The sequence below is a fragment of the Tessaracoccus yangjingae genome, assembly GCF_055326235.1.
In genome coordinates this window covers 206574-223342 of the sequence record NZ_JBUZNN010000005.1, presented here as the reverse complement: position 1 = coordinate 223342, position 16769 = coordinate 206574, and the positions used below count along the sequence as shown (strand labels likewise).

Sequence of the window (16769 nt, the reverse complement as noted above, 5' to 3'; positions counted from 1 at the left end):
CGTGGCTTAGATGTGCGAGATGGCTTGGACCAAGGCCTTGTGCCCCCCGTCAAACGCTGCGTGAAAACGTGCCATCTCCGTCGAGATGACGCCGTTCCGCGCCGCGACCTCCCGCCACCTCTCGATTGCGCTCGCCACCTCGCCTAGCACCGACTGCGCTTGTTGGGCGTCTATGTCGAAGACGTCCGCGTAGCGAAGCAGGGCTCCAACCTCGTCGACCCGTGCGCGCGCACCGCCGATACCGGTGACACGCTGGGTTCCCGGGTCTGGATTGGGATTGACGTCAAAAGCCGGTGCCAGGATCCAACCCGCACCTGCACGCAGGAAACCATGGTTGCGCAGGTGGTCGTCAGTGTTGTGGATCGCAATGGAGAACGCTATCCGACGCCAAAGTTCACGGAGGTCCTCCTTTGGTGCGACGGCGTGATCGACCAGCGTCTCCGCAATCTCGGTGTAGTCGTGCACGTCTCCGTCTCGTGCGCCGAGCAGTGTCATGGCGCTGATGTACGGCACGCGCCGCGCGCCTTGGCGGTCGAACCGATCAAGGAGCAGCACGCTGGCCCCGTCGACACGCAGGAGTTTGGTGCGAGGGGTCCGTATTCCGGCGAGCTGGGCGAGGTCCAGAGCAGTCCTTTCCCACGCCATGACGTCCCACTCGTCACCGGGGTGAGGGAACTTCGCAATCAGCAATCGATCGCCGTCGCGCACCGAGGCCTTCGGACGCGCGCCACCCAGAGACCCCGAGCCGGCGTCGAGCAGCACTTTGATCGCTGCGAGGTCGGCGCCTCCATCGCGGGCGACGCTGTCAGCGGCGCGCATCAGACGCGGTAGCTCGACGAGCTTGGGGACCTCCGGGTCGGGGTCCAAGAAGGGTTCGTCCGGTCCCGCTTGAAAACGCAGCGCGCCCTGACGTGTCAGGTCGCTGACACCTATGAGGAAGTCGACGTCCGAGAGTCCCACGGCGGGGCGGTTCTCACGGGCGGCGAGCGCGTGCATCCGTTTTGTGATGAGGTTCTTGCCCCATCGATCTGGCGCGCAGTCGGAGAAGGCGCCTGGAAGGCCGGCGCTGACGTGTGCGCCCGCATACAGGCTGAAGGCCGGGTCGATCGGATAGGCACCCCGGCTGGCTAGATAACTGTCGGCGTACCTGAAGGTTGTCGACAACGTGCCTCGGCGCCGGGTGAAATGCGCCGTCCCCGCCAACACCTGCTCACCGTTGACTGTCGTGCTGACGTCGAGCGAGGCTGGGGTCGAGGTCATGGCCGGACCCGCTGTGGGAGGGCTTGATCTGCGCGCGCGCGCCCGAGCTCCGTCTCATAAGGGTCGACTGCCTGAACAAGCAAGTCCAGCACGCCAAGCACTTTTGTGACATTTAGGAAGGCCTCAAGGCCGACGCCCAACTCGCCGGTCTCTACCTTGCGCAGGGTCCCTCGTGAGATCCCAGCCCGCTCTGCGACCTGCGCAGCCGTCAAACCTTGGAGCTTGCGCCAGGCAAGCAGGTGCTCGCCGATGGTCTCTGCAGCGATGCGTGTGCGGGCTGAGGTCGGACGTACCATGAGGCAGCTCCTTAAGGGTCTCGATCATGAGCACTGTATCAGTTAACGGTCAGGATACCGACCTTTATCGGTTGGCACATCAACGACAGCCATCCTCCAGCGGCGTCCGAGTCGCGCCTGCTCTTCGCCCCAAGGCTGAGTCGCCACCCTCCGGGCGCCGCACCGATGTAGAACGATGTTCTGCACGCAGCTCGCGAGGTGGAAGGACCGGGTAGTGAATGGCCCGGTGGACGCCTAACGGGCGCAGGCTGCTATGCGGGGCTTGTTTGTAGCACATCGGTAGCACGACGCGGCCCACTATGCAGTAAACTCCTAGTCAAACGCGTTTGGACAGGGGTTCGAGTCCCCTATGCTCCACGGATTTACTCCTTAGCCGAACTCCTTCGTGACCGCAGTTAGGCGCCGGTGCACCCTGACCTTCCGCGTCCGCCGTGAATTGTTGGCATTGGTTCGAGGGGAGGGGTCGCAGTGGGGATCGCTGGGCCTGATCGTCAACGGCTGCGCGACATATGCCAGCGGTATGGGATCTCCTCGCTGGAGGTGTTCGGGTCAGTTGCGCGTGGCCAGGCTGACGCCGACAGCGATATCGACCTGTTGTACACGCTCGCCCCTGGTGCGCGCCTGGGTTGGGAGATCGAGGACCTGTCGGACGAGTTGGCTGTCGTGTTCAGGCGCAGGGTTGATCTGGTGGCTCGAAGGGCCCTACACCCTGCATTGCGTGAACACGTACTCCTGGAGGCGGAGCCGGTCTATGTCGCGGCGTGAATTGCTGGATCCCACGTCGGGACACGCACCTCACTTAACGCTCAACAACCCGGGCTCCAGTCCGCAGGGGGCCTGAGAGCACGGCTGCTGTGCGGTGCCGAGCCCGCGCGACGTCCTCAACCTGCACGAAAGCCCGTTCGATGCGCGCCCGACAACTAGCATCGCAGTACAGCTGTGCCCCGCCGGGCCGGGTGCGGCCCCCTGCACCAGGAGGATCGATGACAGTTGACGAGCACCGGAGCACCTCGCGCCGCGGGAGTTCACTCAGCGGTGGGGTGATGCTCCTGATCGGGCTCCTGGCGGGGATCGCGCTCGCCACAGCTGCGGGCGTCTTCCTCCTGGGCATCGGGTGGGCGACCCCACTGGATGCGCAGTCGATCATCAGCGCCAGCCCCACGCCGTCGCCGTCGCCGTCGGCGGACGACTCGACGTCGGAGCCGGGTGCCGTGTCCGACGCCTGCATCCGCGCGGCCGAGTACAACCTCGTGGTCGACGACGCCGTCGACGAGCTCGCCAGGGGAGCGGAGGCGCAGGACGCGCGCGCCCTGCAGGAGACCCTCGACCGTCTGCAGGACGCCCGCGAGACGGCCGACGGGGCATCCGAGGAGTGCCTGGCCCAGGCGGGGAGGGACCCCCAGACCAGTCAGTCACCCTCCGCGGAGCCGAGCGCCAGCCCTGACTCCACCGCAGACCCGAGCGCGAGCCCCGAGCCCAGCGCGAGCCCCGAGCCCAGCTCCGGCGCCAACCCCAGCCCCAGCGCCACGTCATGAACGAGGCGCCTGCGCCGGTCGAGGCGGAGCCCCGCCGCGGCTTCATGGCGACACTCTGGTACGGCTACGCCCGAGTGGTCGTGGCGCTGAGATGGGTCATCGTCGTCGGATGGGTGGCCGCGGCCGTCGCGGCGACCGTGCTGCTTCCGCCCATGCAGGGCTCCGCCAACGACATCGAAGCCCTGGGGGCCAACGACGCGAGTTTCGCGGCCGAGCAGCGCTCGATGGAGCTGTTCGGATTCCCCCTCCTGAGCCGGGCGGCGATCGTGCAGCGCAACCCCGAGGGGCTGCCCCCATTGGTCCAGGCCGAGGCCGTCATGCGTGGCATCGCCATCAACCAGGGCAAGTACGACACGGAGCTCCTGGGAGCCATCCCGGTGCCGAACGCCGAGGGAGCGTTCCCCGGCGCAGGCGAGACGAACACGACGGTGGTCACCTTCGTCTTCGCGGACCCCACGCTGAACTTCTTCCAGCAGACCCAGGTGGTGGAGGATTTCGCGGCCGAGCAGCTCACGGACGCCTCCGACGCCTACGTGGGCGTCACGGGCTCGATCCCGGCGCGCGCCGCCCAAGGGCTGGTCCTCAATTCCTACGTGCACATCGTCGAGGTGGCCACCGTCCTGGCGGTGCTGACGATCGTGGCGCTCACGTTCGGCTCGTTGATGGCGCCGGCCCTGACTCTGATCTCGGTGGGCGCGGCGGTGTTCGTCACGCTCGGCGTCTCCGGGTGGGCCGCGACCGTCATGGACGTGTCGATCCCGGCCGACCTGCGGCCGCTCATCGTCGCGCTCCTCCTCGGCATCGTGACCGACTACTGCATCTTCTACCTCTCCGGGCTGCGCACCCGGCTCCGCGAAGGCCACGACCGCCTCGAGGCGGCCCGCCTGGCCACCGCGTCGTTCACGCCGATCGTCACCGTCGCCGGCGTGACGGTCGCGGCGGGGACGGCGTCGCTGCTGGTCGCCGAGTCCCCACTCTTCAGCGGGTTCGGGCCGGCGCTCGCGCTCACCGTGCTGACCGGGCTTGTGGTAGCGATCACCCTCGTCCCGGCGCTGCTCGCCATCCTCGGCCGGGCCGCGTTCTGGCCGCGCACCCTCGTCGCCGAACCCGCGAAGGTGCGCGAGCGGCCCTCCCTTCTCACCCGGGCGGTCGCGCACCGCGGCTCCGCCTTCGTCCTGGTGCTGCTGTGCGTGGCGGGCCTGGGCTTCGGCGCGTACCACGCGCGCAACCTCGACCTCGGCCTCGGATTCGTCCAGTCCCTCCCCGAGACGACGAGCGCCCAGCGCGCGGCGGATGCCGCCGGCAAGGGCTTCGCCCCAGGCATCATCTCCCCGACCGAGATCGTGTTCGAAGGACCGGGGGTGGGGGAGAAGACCGACGAGGTCGCCCAGCTCGGCGAGGCCCTCGAGGCTCAAGACGGGGTGGCGGGCGTGATCGGTCCCGGCGACCTCCCCGCCGCTGACGATGTCGGCGCCTTCACCGCCGAGTCGGGCGACGCCGTCCGCTTCCTCGTCATCCTCGACAGCACCCCCCTCGAGGCGACGGCGATCGAGACGCTCGCGCGCGTCGAGGCGGCACTCCCGCAGCTGGCCGCCGACGCGGGTCTCGGCGAGGTCACCGCAGCCGTGGCCGGCGATACCGCACTCGCCTCGGGCATCATCGCCGACACCACCAACGACCTGCTCCGGATCGGGCTCGTCGCGCTGGCCGTGAACCTGCTGCTCCTGGTGGTTTTCCTGCGGGCGCTGGTCGCCCCCCTGTACCTCCTCGCGTCGAGCGTCCTCGCGCTCGGGGCGACGCTGGGCCTGTCGGTGCTGTTCTTCCAGGACTACCTCGGGCAGGACGACCTGACGTTCTACGTCCCGTTCGCCGGTTCGGTGCTGCTGCTGTCGCTCGGGTCCGACTACAACATCTTCGCCGTCGGGCACGTCTGGCAGGAGGCCCGCAACCGGTCGCTGAAGGACGCGCTCCTCGTCGCGACCCCGGAGTCGACGAGAGCGATCACCTCAGCGGGGCTCGCGCTGGCCGCCAGCTTCGGGCTCCTGGCCCTGGTCCCGCTGGGACCGTTCCGCGAGCTCGGCTTCCTGCTCGGGGTCGGCATCCTGATCGACGTGTTCGTCGTGCGCGCGCTGCTCGTGCCGTCGCTGATCACGTTGGTGGGCCCGGTGAGCAGCTGGCCGTCCGGCATCCTGCAGCGCGAGAGGCGCACCCGTGTGAGGAGAACCCGTGCAAGTTCCTGACCAGGGCCCGGTCCACTCAGATGGTGGGGGCTTTCCTGCGCCGCAGTCGCGTCGACCCCCACGGTCGCGCGCCCTCGACTGGGCAATCGGCGCCCTCGGAATGCTCGGCATCATGGCCCTGGCGCTGCTGCTGTTCTGGCTGTCGATCACGCGGCCGGTCGACGGCGCAGATTCCACGCCGACCGACACCCCGTCGGCCTCGTCGACGGCGGGACCGGTCACCGGGGCCACCCCTCCTCCGGGCCTTGCCGAGGACGAGGTCTGGCTCGGTGACATCTCGTTGACCGCCGGCTCGGTCTTCGCCGCGGGAACGCCGCTCTACGACGTAGTCGGCAGCGGCACCGACGTGACCTCGGGGCCGGACGGACTCGTCGCCCGCCACCTCGATCTGACGGCCACGGTCCCGTTCCACGTCGTGGCCGCTGAGATCGGCCCGAACGCCACCCTGAGCGCAGCCGACGGGGGTGAGGTGCGCGTCGACACCGAGGTGGAGGCCCTGGGACGCAGCCTCCCCGTCGGCGCCACCGGGACGGTCACGGTGGTGGGCGGCACGCTCGTGATGGTGCCGACCTCCATCGACATCGGTGGGCCCAGATTCATCTCAGACCTGCTGGGGAGTCTGGTGCGCGAGCTGATCACGTTCGAGCACCGCATCGAGGGCCTGCCCGACGGGGTCGTCCTGCGGAGCGTGGAGGTGGTGGACGACGGCTTCCGCGCCAACCTCACGGGAGACAACGTCCGCCTGGTCCAGTGAGGGGGTCGCCGAACCGCGCGGTGAGGCAGCCCCCCGCAGCCAGACCGATCCCAATGACGCTAGGGGAACCAGAACCGTGCCACGCGGAGCCATAGAGTTGACGCATGCCTGACTCTCGTACTTCGACCGTGGGCGCCAAGGCGGCCACGGTCTACGACGTGGCCAGGGTGGCCGGGGTGTCGCACCAGACTGTGGCGCGGTATCTCAACGGAGCCCAGCTGAAGCCGGCCAACCGGGATCGGGTGCGCAAGGCGTTGGAAGACCTCGACTATCGTCCCAACGAGTCGGCTCGACTCCTGGCCACCAACCGCTCCAGGCGGATCGGCGCTCTCGCCTCGGACCTTGACGAACGCTCCCCGCAGATGCTCGTCAACGGCGCGGCGGCCGCTGCGCGGGAGGCGGGCTACATGTTCGACATCCTGGCCATCGACGGCCAGGATCCCCTCTCGATCGAGGGTGCGGTGGACACCCTCACCCGGATGCAGCTCGCCGGCCTGGTCGTGATCGCGCCGTCGGACGCCATGCTGGAGCGGGTCAAGGCTGCATCGATCCGGTGCCCGGTGGAGTTTGAGGCGGCCGATGACGACTCCGGCTCCCATCCCTTCGGCGCACTGATTCATCACCTGGCAGACCTCGGACACCAGAGACTGGCCCATGTCGCGGGCCCCACCGGGTGGCGGTCGGCGCTAGGTCGGACGCTGGCGTATCGCACCGTGGCAGCCGCCCGTGGGCTGACCAACGTCGCAGAGGGCGAGGGGGACTGGTCGGCGCAGTCCGGGTTCGACGCCATGGAGAACCTCGACGCCGACGTCGGCATCATGAGCTCAGAGATCACCGCCGTGGTGGCGGCGAACGACTCAATGGCCCTCGGAGCGATGCACTGGCTCAGGAGAAACGGACTGAGCGTTCCCGGTGATGTGAGCGTCGTCGGGTACGACGGTGTGCCGGATGCCGCGTTCTACACTCCACCCCTCACGACCATCCAGGTCGACTCGCAGGGCCTGGGCCGCCGCCTGCTCCACTCCCTCCTGAGCAGGATCGACGAGGGGTTCGTTTCGCCGCCCTTCCATTACCCGGCCCGCCTGGTGGTCCGGGAGTCCACGGCGCAGCCCAGGCGCTCCTGAAGAAACCACCGCCCGGCCCCTTGACATCCAAAGTGTTACCGCTCAAAATTTGAGCGGTAACACTTGCGAAGGAGCGGGCACATGACATCGTCGTCGATCTACAAACCGAGCGGAATCCGGTTCGGTGCGGCGTACTACCTGGAGTATCAACCGGGGGACACGCTGGACCGGGACCTGGACCTCATGAGTGAGGCGGGCTTCACCGTGATCCGCGTCGGGGAGTCGGTGTGGTCCACGTGGGAGCCGCGTAACGGGGTCTTCGAGCTGGACTGGCTTCAGCCGGTGCTGGACGGCGCTCACGCCCGCGGCATCGGGGTGATCCTCGGCACGCCCACCTATGCAGTGCCACCGTGGCTGGCTAATGCCTACCCGGAGATCGCGGGGGAGACCGCGTCCGGTCAGCGTCACCCGTGGGGCGCTCGTCAGGAGGTCGACGTCACCCATCCGGGATTCCGGTTCCACGCGGAGCGAGTCATCCGCAAGGTCGTCGCCCGATACGCAGACCACCCCGCCGTCATCGGATTCCAGGTGGACAACGAGCCCGGGCCCATCCTCCTGCACAACAGGGGCACCTTCGAGCGGTTCATCGAGTGGTTGAAGGACCGGTACGGCACCGTCGAGCAACTGAATCGGGAGTGGGGCCTGGTGTACTGGTCCCACCGACTCTCCGACTGGCGCGAGCTGTGGACTCCGGAGGGCAACGCCCAGCCGCAGTACGACCTCGCCTGGCGTCGTTTTCAGGCCGAATGCATCTCAGAGTTCATCGGTTGGCAGGCGGACATCGTCCGGGAATACGCCCGGACAGGGCAGTTCGTCACCACCTGCGTCGCGCTGGACCGTCCCGCGGCGGATGAGCGACAGCTCAACGAGCGGCTCGACGTCACGGCCACCAACCCCTACTACTCCATGCAGGACCATCTCGCCAGGACGCAGAGCCTGTCACGCCCCGACGTCTGGATGCGGACCGGCACCAACGGCCTCCTGGAACTGGCCGACCGCTCGTACGGCGCCAAGCAGGCGCGGTTCCTGGTCACCGAGACCAACGCCCAGGCCATCGGATCGTCCAGCCTCAATCTCCCGCCCTACCCGGGCCAGCTCCAGCAGGCCGGCCTGGCTCTCGTCGCGCGGGGGGCCGCGATGATCGAGTACTGGCACTGGCACACCAACCACTTCGGCACCGAGACCTACTGGGGCGGCGTCCTACCGCACAGCCAGCGGCCGGGGAGGGTCTACCGGGAGCTCGCTGAGCTGGGCCGGATCCTCGCCAAGCTGGGCGATCGACTCGACGGCTACGTCCCGGATGCCGACGTCACGCTGCTGTACGCCACAGACTCGAAGTACGCCCTGTCCTTCCAACCCCCGTTCGCGCCCGGTGTCGCGGGGTCGGTCGGGGGATTCATCAAGACGAACCCGGCGGCCTACCACGACGTCGTCAACGCCTTCCATGGCGGTGCGTGCGATGCCGACGCCCAGGTCCGGGTGCTCCACGCCGAGCAGGCAGACCGGTTGTCCGTCGAGGAACTCGTGGCCCAGCACCCGGTGCTCGTCGCGGCGGGGTTCTACACCGCGACCACGCAGCAGCTGGAGCGCCTGCGTGACTACGCAGCCGCCGGCGGGCATCTCGTCCTCGGCATCCGGACCGGCTACGGCGACGAGGAGGCGCGCGCCCGCGTCCCCGTCGCTCCCGACGTCGTCGGTGAACCTGCAGGTGTCAGCTATGACGAGTTCACCACTCTCCTCGAGCCGCTGGGGGTGCGGGGAGAGGGAATGGACCTGTCGGACGGGGCGGCAGCGCTGCACTGGGCCGACGGCGTCGTCGCGGACGACAGGGCGACGGTCCTGGCGCGCTACGACCATCCCGTCTTCGGCGAGTACCCCACCGTCACCACCGCCCCCCATGGCGAGGGCTGGATCACGTACGTCGGGACGGTGCCGAACCGGGACCTGGCGGCGGATCTGATGCGCCACCTCCTTCCCTCTCCGCTCACCGGAGCCTGGACCAGGGATCCTTCGGTGACCGTGCTCTCGGGGGTCGCCCGGGGCGTGCGCTACTACTTCGTCCACAACTGGTCCGGGACCACGGCGCGCGTCACCCCGCCGGCGGACATGGTCGAACTCACCCAGGATCTGGGCGCCGAGGCAGGCGTCGAGATCGAACTCACCAGCTGGCAATCACTCATCTTCACCGCCAAGTAGTCCAACCACCACACAAGGAGTACCCCATGCCACTCACCCGTCGCACCCTTCTGGGGACATCGCTGGCGGTCGGCAGCGTCGCCGCCCTCGCCGCCTGCTCGCCCACGCCAGGCCAGACCGCGGCGCCGTCGTCGTCTTCCCCAGGCATCACCGATGAGGAGCGCGCCGCCGCGCTCGACACGGAGACCGAGCTCGTCTTCTGGACCTGGGTGCCCGACATCCAGGCAGAGGTCGATCTGTTCCAGAAGGCCTATCCGAAGATCAAGGTCAAGGTCGAGAACGTCGGTCAGGGCGCCGATCACTACAAGAAGATGCGCACCGTTCTGCAGGCCGGCCAGGGCGTCCCCGATGTGGCGCAGGTGGAGTTCCAGCACATCCAGTCCTTCACCGTGACCAAGAATCTGCTCGACCTCACCCCGTACGGCGCGGCCGAGTTGGAGAGTCAGTTCGTCGAATGGGTGTGGAAGCAGGTGGCGCTCGACGGCAAGATCTGGGCCGTCCCGCAGGACTCCGGACCGTTGGGCTCGCTCTACCGCACCGACCTCTTCGACGCCGCCGGTGTCGATGGGGAGGCCATCAAGACCTGGGCCGACTACGAGGCAGCAGCCGAGAACGTCCGCTCCAAGGGCGCGTACATCACCTGCCTCTCGCCGAACGAGGCGGGACAGTTCTCGAGCTTCTACTGGCAGGCGGGCGCCCGCCCGTTCGGGTTCGACGGCGACAAGTCGGTCCGCATCAACCTCACGGGCGACGAGAACGTCGTCAAGGTGATGGACATGTGGACGCGCCTGGTCCAGAACGACCTCGTCGCGCTCGATCCCGCTTGGAACGACACCTGGTACCAGGGCCTGGCCAACGGCAAGTACGCCAACTGGCTCACGGCCGCCTGGGGCCCGGTCTTCCTGCAGGGGACGGCGGCCACGACCTCTGGGAAGTGGCGAGCCACTCGCATCCCGCAGTGGGACGCCTCCCTCGACGTGTCCGGCAACTGGGGCGGGTCGACGAACGCCGTCATGTCGCCCACGAAGAATCCGATCGCCGCCTACGAACTCGCCAAGTGGATCAACACCGACATCGACTCGACGCTGATGTTCGCCAACAAGCAGTTCTTCTTCCCCACGACGAAGGCCACCCTCACCGACCCGCGCTTCACAGACACCAAGGCCGAGTTCTTCGGGGGGCAGAACGTCAACCAGTTGTTCGCCGACATCTCGGACACCGTCACGCCGGACTTCGGATGGCTGCCGTTCATGGACTTCACCTATGCACAGTTCGTGGAAACGGTCGGAAAGGCCATTTCTGACAAGGGTGACCTGTTGAGCGCGACCGCAGCCTGGGAGAAGAGCCTCACCGATTACGCCGCCCAGCAGGGCTTCACCGTCACCAAGTGACGTAGCCGGCGGGGGGACTCCTGTCCGGTGTCCCCCCGCCCCTCTTGTCCACCACCCTGGGAGCTCTCATGTCTACCACCATCGCGCCGGCGAGGCCGCGGATCACTGCGGTCACCCGCCACCGTCGCCGCGCCGCGTACGCGCTCGTCGCGCCGTTCATGATCGTCTTCGTCCTCATGCTGCTCGTGCCGCTGGCATACGCGCTGTACGTCTCTTTGTTCCGGTCGTCCCTCATCGGCGGCGTCACATTCGCCGGTCTCGACCAGTACGTCCGAGTCTTCACCGACCCGGCCTTCCTCACCGGGCTACTGCGCATGGGGCTGTTCCTGATCGTCCAGGTGCCGATCATGCTCGGATTGGCGCTGTTCATCGCCCTCGCCCTCGACAGCGGCCTGGTCCGTGGGCAGCGGGCCGTCCGGCTCATCGCGTTCATGCCCTACGCGGTTCCGGGCGTTGTGGCTGCTTTGATGTGGGGCTACCTCTACGGCGACGACTTCGGGCCGATCGCGCAGGCCATGCGCGCCGTCGGCCTGGGCTCGCCTGAGCTGCTCAGCCCGGACAACATCCTGGGCTCCATGATGAACGTGGTCACCTGGGAGTACGTCGGCTACAACATGATCATCATGTTCGCGGCCCTCCGCTCCATCCCGACCGAGCTGTACGAGGCGGCTGCCATCGACGGGGCCAACCAGTTCCAGACCGCCTTGAGGATCAAGATCCCCGCCATCAGAGGCGCCATCATGCTCACGCTGATCTTCTCGGTGATCGGCACCTTCCAGCTGTTCACCGAACCGAGCCTGATGCGTGTGCTCAATCCCGCGGCGATCGATCTGGCATACACGCCGAACTTCTACGCCTACAACCAGGCGTTCATCAACCAGGACGTGAACTACGCCGCGGCGATGGCATTCGCTCTGGGCCTCTTCATTGCAGTGATCTCCTACGTCGTCCAGTTGGGCGCCAACCGAACGGGCAGCCGATGAGCACCACCACCCTCGATGAACCTCAGCGGGCCGTCGATGCCCCCCGACGCCGGCAGCACTTCAGCCGACGCAAGTCCACCGTCCTCTCCGTGATGCTCTGGGCGCTGGCCGCCTACTTCCTGCTGCCGATCGTGTGGCTGATCATCTCCTCCACCAAGGACAACGGCGACCTGTTCACCACGTTCGGCCTCTGGTTCGGCACTGCGATGAACCTCTGGCCGAACCTGGTGGACGTGTTCACCCAATCCGACGGAATCTATGTGCGGTGGATCTGGAACACCGTGCTCTATGCCGGTGTGAGCGCAGTGGGTGCCTCTGTGCTTGCGACCATGGCCGGCTACTCGTTCGCCAAGTACGACTTCCCGGGCAAGAACGCGATGTTCGCCGTCGTCCTCGGCGCAATCATGATCCCGATGACTGCCCTGGCGCTCCCGACGTACCTCCTGTTCGCCGGTTTCGGGCTCACCAACACGCCGTGGGCGGTGATCATCCCGTCGCTCGTCAGCCCGTTCGGCGTCTACCTCATGAAGGTCTACGCGGAGGACGCTGTCCCGGACTCGCTGCTCGAGGCCGCCCGCGTCGACGGCGCCGGGGAGTTCTCGATCTTCTGGAGAGTGGGGCTGCGGCTGCTCGGGCCCGGGCTTGTCACCGTCTTCCTCTTCGCCCTGGTGGCCACCTGGAACAACTACTTCCTGCCGCTGATCATGCTGTCCAGCTCCGAGCTGTACCCCCTCACTGTGGGACTGGCCTTCCAGAGCCAGGCCGCCAGCGGCGGATCAGGGTCTCAGGCGCTGTTCTCGACGGTGATCACCGGGTCGCTGGTCGCGATCACGCCCCTGATCATCGCCTTCCTGTTCCTGCAGCGCTACTGGCAGAGCGGGCTGGCCACCGGAGGCGTCAAGGAGTAGTCGTCGTCAGATGCGTCACCGTACGTCAACCGACGGGGTCAGACCGTCCCGCCCTCGACCAGGTGGAGCTCGGCCGGTGACGGGGTGACGGTGGGGGTCCCCGCGCCGAGTGAGCGCAGCAGTCCGACGATGGCGTAGCGGGCGGCGGCCGCGAGATCGTACTCGATGGTGGTGAGCGGTGGGATCGAGACGTGGGAGAGCGGCGTGTGGTCCATCCCTATCACCGCGACATCCTCAGGCACCGTGAAGCCGAGCGCCCGGGCGGCCGACAGCATGGTGAGGGCCACGTCGTCGTTGTAGCAGGCCAGCGCGATCTCAACGGGTCCGGTTACCGGGCCTGGGTCGACGTGCTGCGGCGGTACGTCGCGTAGCCGCTCCGGGCGTCGGCGGCCGGGGCCCTATCAGGCCCAACAAGGCCCTCCATCGGCGCACTCACTAACGCCAGAGCCGGGTTGCGTCGTCCGCTGTCTACGGGTGCTTGAACACGTCGTGGTCGCCCACCCGGCGCCACAGGCAGAGCAGTTCGCCGTTGACCGTGACGAACTCGAACGTGGCCCGCCCGTCGTGGCTGGCAAACGACCAGGTCATCTCCAGGATGCCGGGCGCGGCGCGCACGGATTTCACGCGCAGGGAGGCCGGCCACGGCGTGGCCGGATCAGCGGCGTAGGCATCGCACGCCGGGGCGAACCTCTCCTTCACGATGGCCCGGAAGTCCGCGGCATGCTCGCGCTTGAGCCGCCGGACGTCGTTGTCGAACGCGGGCGTGGTCTCGAATCTCACTGTTCCTCGAGGCGGCCAAGGTGGTCGAGGAAGTCCTCGGTGGACTCGTGCCGCGTCACGCGGCCCGCGGCGACGTGCTCGTCCACCTCGCGCTCGCGCTCCTGCCAGCGCTCGGTCCAGAACCAGAGCTGATCTGCGGGGACAGGTAGCGCTGCGCGGAGTTCGATGACGCCGTCGTCCCTCTCGGTCATCTCCAGTTGCGCGCCCGGCTCGTCCAGGTGCAGGCGGCGTCTGACGTCGGCGGGCAGCGCGATGGTGCCTCGGCCCTGGATGCCGAGGTACCGGGGTGTGGTGGGTGCGCTCATGCGCCCATGATACGCCGTTCAGCGGTACAACAGCAGAACCGTATTACTGCACGATAGCTGACTTCGAGACGCCGCGTCATGCAGAGTGGTCACGCCGGGGGCGCCCACTTCGACGGCGATTGGTGCTCACGCAGCGGCCCGGGGCGGGGTAGGGACCTGAGTTCGGCCACGGTCCCGGGATAGGGTCTGAGCCATGGCCACCACTCCCGCAGAGCAACTCCTCGCCGCCACGCGCGACCTGCTGATCACGCACGGACCGATGGCGGAGGCGGAGCTGCGTCAGGAGCTCCTCGCCTCCGGCCACACGCTGGGCGACGAGGAGGAGTGGTTCGAGGACCTCCTCATGGACACCGATCCACCGGTCATGCCCATCGCCGGCGACCGGTGGGTCTGGCTGCCTGCTGTGTTGGAGGGCCGAACGTTCACCCATCGGCTCAGCGAGGACGAGGTCAAGCACGACGTCGTCGTGCTGACGCCGGATCTGGCACCGGTGGAGACCCTGATCGGGGATGCCCCGCACGACAGGTTCACCGACGGCTCGGACGCCCTCGTCGTGTATCCGCCCGATGACGAGCTGGATGACCGGGGGATCGACGAGCATGCCCTGGACTCGGGCGTGCTCCTGCTCGAGCGTGGGCGCCTCGCGGGGCTCGGGCTCGGCGCCGGCGACATCGTCGGGCTCAGGGTCGAGCCGGACGGCCTCGAGCTGCTGCGGGTCGAGGAGGCCCTGGGCACGGCCACCGGCCAGGCGGTGGCCGCCCTGGTGCAGGCCTCACCGGACCGGCCGCACCTCATCGAGAACTCCGTGTGGACGGCGTGCGCCGCGGACGCCGGCCTGCTGCGCAGTCCGGAACTCCCCCTGGGCGAACAGCTCGCAGCCTGCGGGGTCACCAGCAGCGGCTCCCTGATCGGGGCAGACGATTTCGACATCGACGCCTGGAAGACCGACGACCTGCTGCAGCGCATGCGTGAGGACCACGACCTCGACGAGCGCGAGGCAGGCGCCGTGATGGCGTTGCTGCAGATTGTCGCGGGCATGACCTATGAGCTCGACGGGGCGATGGAGACGGACGACGACGTCCGCGAGGCGGAGGTCCACGAGGTGCTTGTCGCCTGGGTGGGCGAGCAGGGGGCTGCCCGCGCGCCCCAGGACGAGAGGCCCAAGGGCCTGGGTGAGGAAGTGGGGCCGGCGGTGGCGCTGCTGCGGGACCCCGTCGTCGCGGCGGCGTTCCTCGACGAGGCGCTGGGAACGTTGGGCGGCGAGCCCGTCGTGCTGGCGGCGCTGACCGCCGCGTGGGAGCCGGAGGCGCCTCGATCGGCACGGGTCGCGCTGAGGTGGCTGCAGGGCATGGCCGCCGAGGAGATGGGCAACATCCTCGGCGCCGAGGAGCTGTTCCAGCAGGCCGAGTCCCTCGATCCCTCCTGGTCCCCGGCGCTGATGTCGCTGGCGCTGTGCGCGAGCGATCGGGGTGATGCCGTCGGCGGCATGTCGCTGCTCCGTCGCGCCGGCGCCGAGGACGAACCGCTGTACGACTTCCTGCAACAGTTCCTCCCCGGGCAGGGGCGCGACATCCCGCGCAACGCACCGTGCTGGTGCGGGTCGGGGAAGAAGTTCAAGCAGTGCCACCTCCGCCAGACCCAGCGCCCGCTGGCCGAGCGCGCGAACTGGCTCTACCAGAAGGCGGCCGGCTACCTCGTCGAGAAGGACACGCCGTTCCTCCTCGACCTCGGCGAGGCGCGGGCCCAGCACTGGGACGGAACCGACGGGCTCGACCGGGCGCTCTCGGAGGGCCTGATCATCGACGTCGCCCTGTGGGAGGGCGGGGTGCTCGCCGAGTACCTCGAGCGCCGCGGCGCGCTGCTGCCCCCCGACGAGCTGGAGCTGGCGCAGGAGTGGCTGCTGACGCGACGATCCGTGCACGAGGTGGCCTCGGCCGTCCCCGGAAGCTCCATCACCCTCCGGGATCTCCGGACCGGTGAGGTGGCGGAGGTCGCGGAGCCGGAGTGGAGCCGTCGGGTCATGCCGGGGGAGCACTACTGCACGCGCGTCGCCTCGCTGGTGGATGGCGTGGGCGTCTTCGGCGGACTGGCCCCCGCCGCTCCGTCCGATGTGGAGGCCCTGATGTCGCTGCTCGACGAGGATGAGCCGGATCCGACCGAGATCGTCGAGTTCCTGTCGCGGCCCCATTCTTGACTGTCGGTTCCTGGTTGATAGACCAACCAGGAACCGACAGTGATCTGGGGGGTATGCGCCCGCTCATGTCATCCCTCGCGGGCGCTGGGCGCGCGGAGTCCGGAACCGGGGGACCAGGAAGGGTGTTGTCTGCTTGTACCGCAGGTAGTCAGCGCCGAAACGGGCCTCGAGCTCGCCCTCTTCCAGCACCTTGACGTAGATGAGCAGGAGGGCGCTGAACACCAGTACCAGAGCGATCGCCGACACCGAGCCGAGCCACACCCCGAAACCGAGGTAGCCGACGGCCGTGCCCAGCACCATGGGGTTGCGGCAGTAGGTGAAGGGCGGCTCCACCACGAGTCGCTGGGTGGGGATCGTGGGCACCGGTGTCCCGCCGCCGATCCGCGCCTCTGCCAGCACGGCCCAGAAGGCATAGGGCAGGCCGACCACCATCAGGGCCACGCCAGCAGTCGTCGACACCCAGCCGTCGAACGGCGGCAGGCCCAGCGTGCGATCAAGCCATCTCCCCGCGACGGCGATGAGGAGCGGAATGCCCGCCAGGATCAAGGCGCCCGCGAGGGCGAGGGTGCCCACCAGTTGGGCCGTGCTGGGCCGGCGACCGGCCCAGTGCAGGTACTTCCTCATGTGGATGCCTTACTCCGGTGCTGCGACGGCGAGGAGCGGCCCCCACGTCGTCGAGGTGACCAGGTCAGAACCCCCACCATCACCAGTGTCGCGCTGGTGACGGGACCGCGCGCCACTTCGCGACTACGCCACCAGATCCGCCCCTGAAGCGACGGCGGCCGCGACACCCCGCGCTCCCG

Annotated in this window: 15 protein-coding genes and 1 pseudogene; 10 read left to right on the top strand and 6 right to left on the bottom strand. The window is 68.2% G+C overall.

Features of this window, described 5'->3' with window-relative positions; all coding sequences use genetic code 11:
* Positions 1 to 6: 6 nt before the first annotated feature.
* Both ACZK5D_RS09750 and ACZK5D_RS09745 read right to left on the bottom strand, forming a co-directional pair.
* The gene (locus tag ACZK5D_RS09750) at positions 7 to 1260 is read right to left on the bottom strand and encodes a type II toxin-antitoxin system HipA family toxin (RefSeq protein WP_463665145.1); all 1254 of its coding nucleotides are present in this window, start codon (positions 1258 to 1260) and stop codon (positions 7 to 9) included.
* Complete coding sequence (locus ACZK5D_RS09745) at positions 1257 to 1556, bottom strand: helix-turn-helix domain-containing protein (RefSeq protein ID WP_458995482.1); 300 nt, start codon at positions 1554 to 1556, stop codon at positions 1257 to 1259. The genes ACZK5D_RS09750 and ACZK5D_RS09745 overlap by 4 nt, the downstream gene beginning before the upstream one ends.
* A 468-nt stretch (positions 1557 to 2024) precedes the next feature.
* On the opposite strand from ACZK5D_RS09745, the gene ACZK5D_RS09740 reads away from it, so the two are divergent.
* The 9 genes from ACZK5D_RS09740 (at position 2025) to ACZK5D_RS09700 (ending at position 12687) form a co-directional block, all read left to right on the top strand.
* A complete protein-coding gene (locus ACZK5D_RS09740) occupies positions 2025 to 2321 on the top strand; it encodes a nucleotidyltransferase family protein (protein ID WP_458995481.1) in 297 nt (98 codons plus the stop codon).
* Between the two features lie 218 nt (positions 2322 to 2539).
* Positions 2540 to 3091: a hypothetical protein gene (locus ACZK5D_RS09735; RefSeq protein ID WP_463665144.1), complete on the top strand. Its 552-nt coding sequence runs from the start codon at positions 2540 to 2542 to the stop codon at positions 3089 to 3091.
* Positions 3088 to 5331: an MMPL family transporter gene (locus tag ACZK5D_RS09730; RefSeq protein WP_458995479.1), complete on the top strand. Its 2244-nt coding sequence runs from the start codon at positions 3088 to 3090 to the stop codon at positions 5329 to 5331. The genes ACZK5D_RS09735 and ACZK5D_RS09730 overlap by 4 nt, the downstream gene beginning before the upstream one ends.
* A 100-nt stretch (positions 5332 to 5431) precedes the next feature.
* A complete protein-coding gene (locus ACZK5D_RS09725) occupies positions 5432 to 6085 on the top strand; it encodes an LmeA family phospholipid-binding protein (protein WP_463665143.1) in 654 nt (217 codons plus the stop codon).
* A gap of 104 nt (positions 6086 to 6189) precedes the next feature.
* Positions 6190 to 7209, top strand: coding sequence for a LacI family DNA-binding transcriptional regulator (locus ACZK5D_RS09720; protein ID WP_458995477.1), 1020 nt, complete (start codon positions 6190 to 6192; stop codon positions 7207 to 7209).
* Positions 7210 to 7290: 81 nt separating this feature from the next.
* Positions 7291 to 9405 carry a beta-galactosidase gene (locus tag ACZK5D_RS09715; protein WP_458995476.1) on the top strand — a complete coding sequence of 705 codons (2115 nt, stop codon included), beginning with the start codon at positions 7291 to 7293 and terminating at the stop codon, positions 9403 to 9405.
* A 26-nt stretch (positions 9406 to 9431) separates the two neighbouring features.
* Entirely contained in the window at positions 9432 to 10796 is a 1365-nt protein-coding gene (locus ACZK5D_RS09710; RefSeq protein ID WP_458995475.1) for an ABC transporter substrate-binding protein, read from the top strand.
* 68 nt (positions 10797 to 10864) lie between these two features.
* The gene (locus ACZK5D_RS09705) at positions 10865 to 11779 is read left to right on the top strand and encodes a carbohydrate ABC transporter permease (RefSeq protein WP_458995474.1); all 915 of its coding nucleotides are present in this window, start codon (positions 10865 to 10867) and stop codon (positions 11777 to 11779) included.
* Positions 11776 to 12687 (top strand): carbohydrate ABC transporter permease, encoded by a 912-nt coding sequence (locus ACZK5D_RS09700; protein WP_458995473.1) that lies wholly within the window; start codon positions 11776 to 11778, stop codon positions 12685 to 12687. Before ACZK5D_RS09705 ends, ACZK5D_RS09700 begins: the two co-directional genes overlap by 4 nt.
* 38 nt (positions 12688 to 12725) lie before the next feature.
* Here the strand turns inward: ACZK5D_RS09700 and ACZK5D_RS09695 are convergent.
* The 3 genes and pseudogenes from ACZK5D_RS09695 to ACZK5D_RS09685 all read right to left on the bottom strand — a co-directional run.
* Positions 12726 to 13007, bottom strand: a pseudogene (locus tag ACZK5D_RS09695) (substrate-binding domain-containing protein); the annotation flags it as partial.
* A gap of 148 nt (positions 13008 to 13155) precedes the next feature.
* On the bottom strand, positions 13156 to 13467 hold the full coding sequence (locus tag ACZK5D_RS09690; protein WP_458995472.1) for a hypothetical protein: 312 nt from the start codon (positions 13465 to 13467) through the stop codon (positions 13156 to 13158).
* Positions 13464 to 13772 (bottom strand): AbrB/MazE/SpoVT family DNA-binding domain-containing protein, encoded by a 309-nt coding sequence (locus ACZK5D_RS09685; RefSeq protein ID WP_458995471.1) that lies wholly within the window; start codon positions 13770 to 13772, stop codon positions 13464 to 13466. Before ACZK5D_RS09685 ends, ACZK5D_RS09690 begins: the two co-directional genes overlap by 4 nt.
* A 193-nt stretch (positions 13773 to 13965) precedes the next feature.
* Between ACZK5D_RS09685 and ACZK5D_RS09680 the strand changes: the two genes are divergently transcribed.
* Complete coding sequence (locus ACZK5D_RS09680) at positions 13966 to 15966, top strand: SEC-C metal-binding domain-containing protein (RefSeq protein ID WP_463665142.1); 2001 nt, start codon at positions 13966 to 13968, stop codon at positions 15964 to 15966.
* 63 nt (positions 15967 to 16029) lie between these two features.
* Here the strand turns inward: ACZK5D_RS09680 and ACZK5D_RS09675 are convergent, their stop codons facing one another.
* Entirely contained in the window at positions 16030 to 16590 is a 561-nt protein-coding gene (locus tag ACZK5D_RS09675; RefSeq protein WP_463665141.1) for a methyltransferase family protein, read from the bottom strand.
* Positions 16591 to 16769 lie beyond the last annotated feature (179 nt).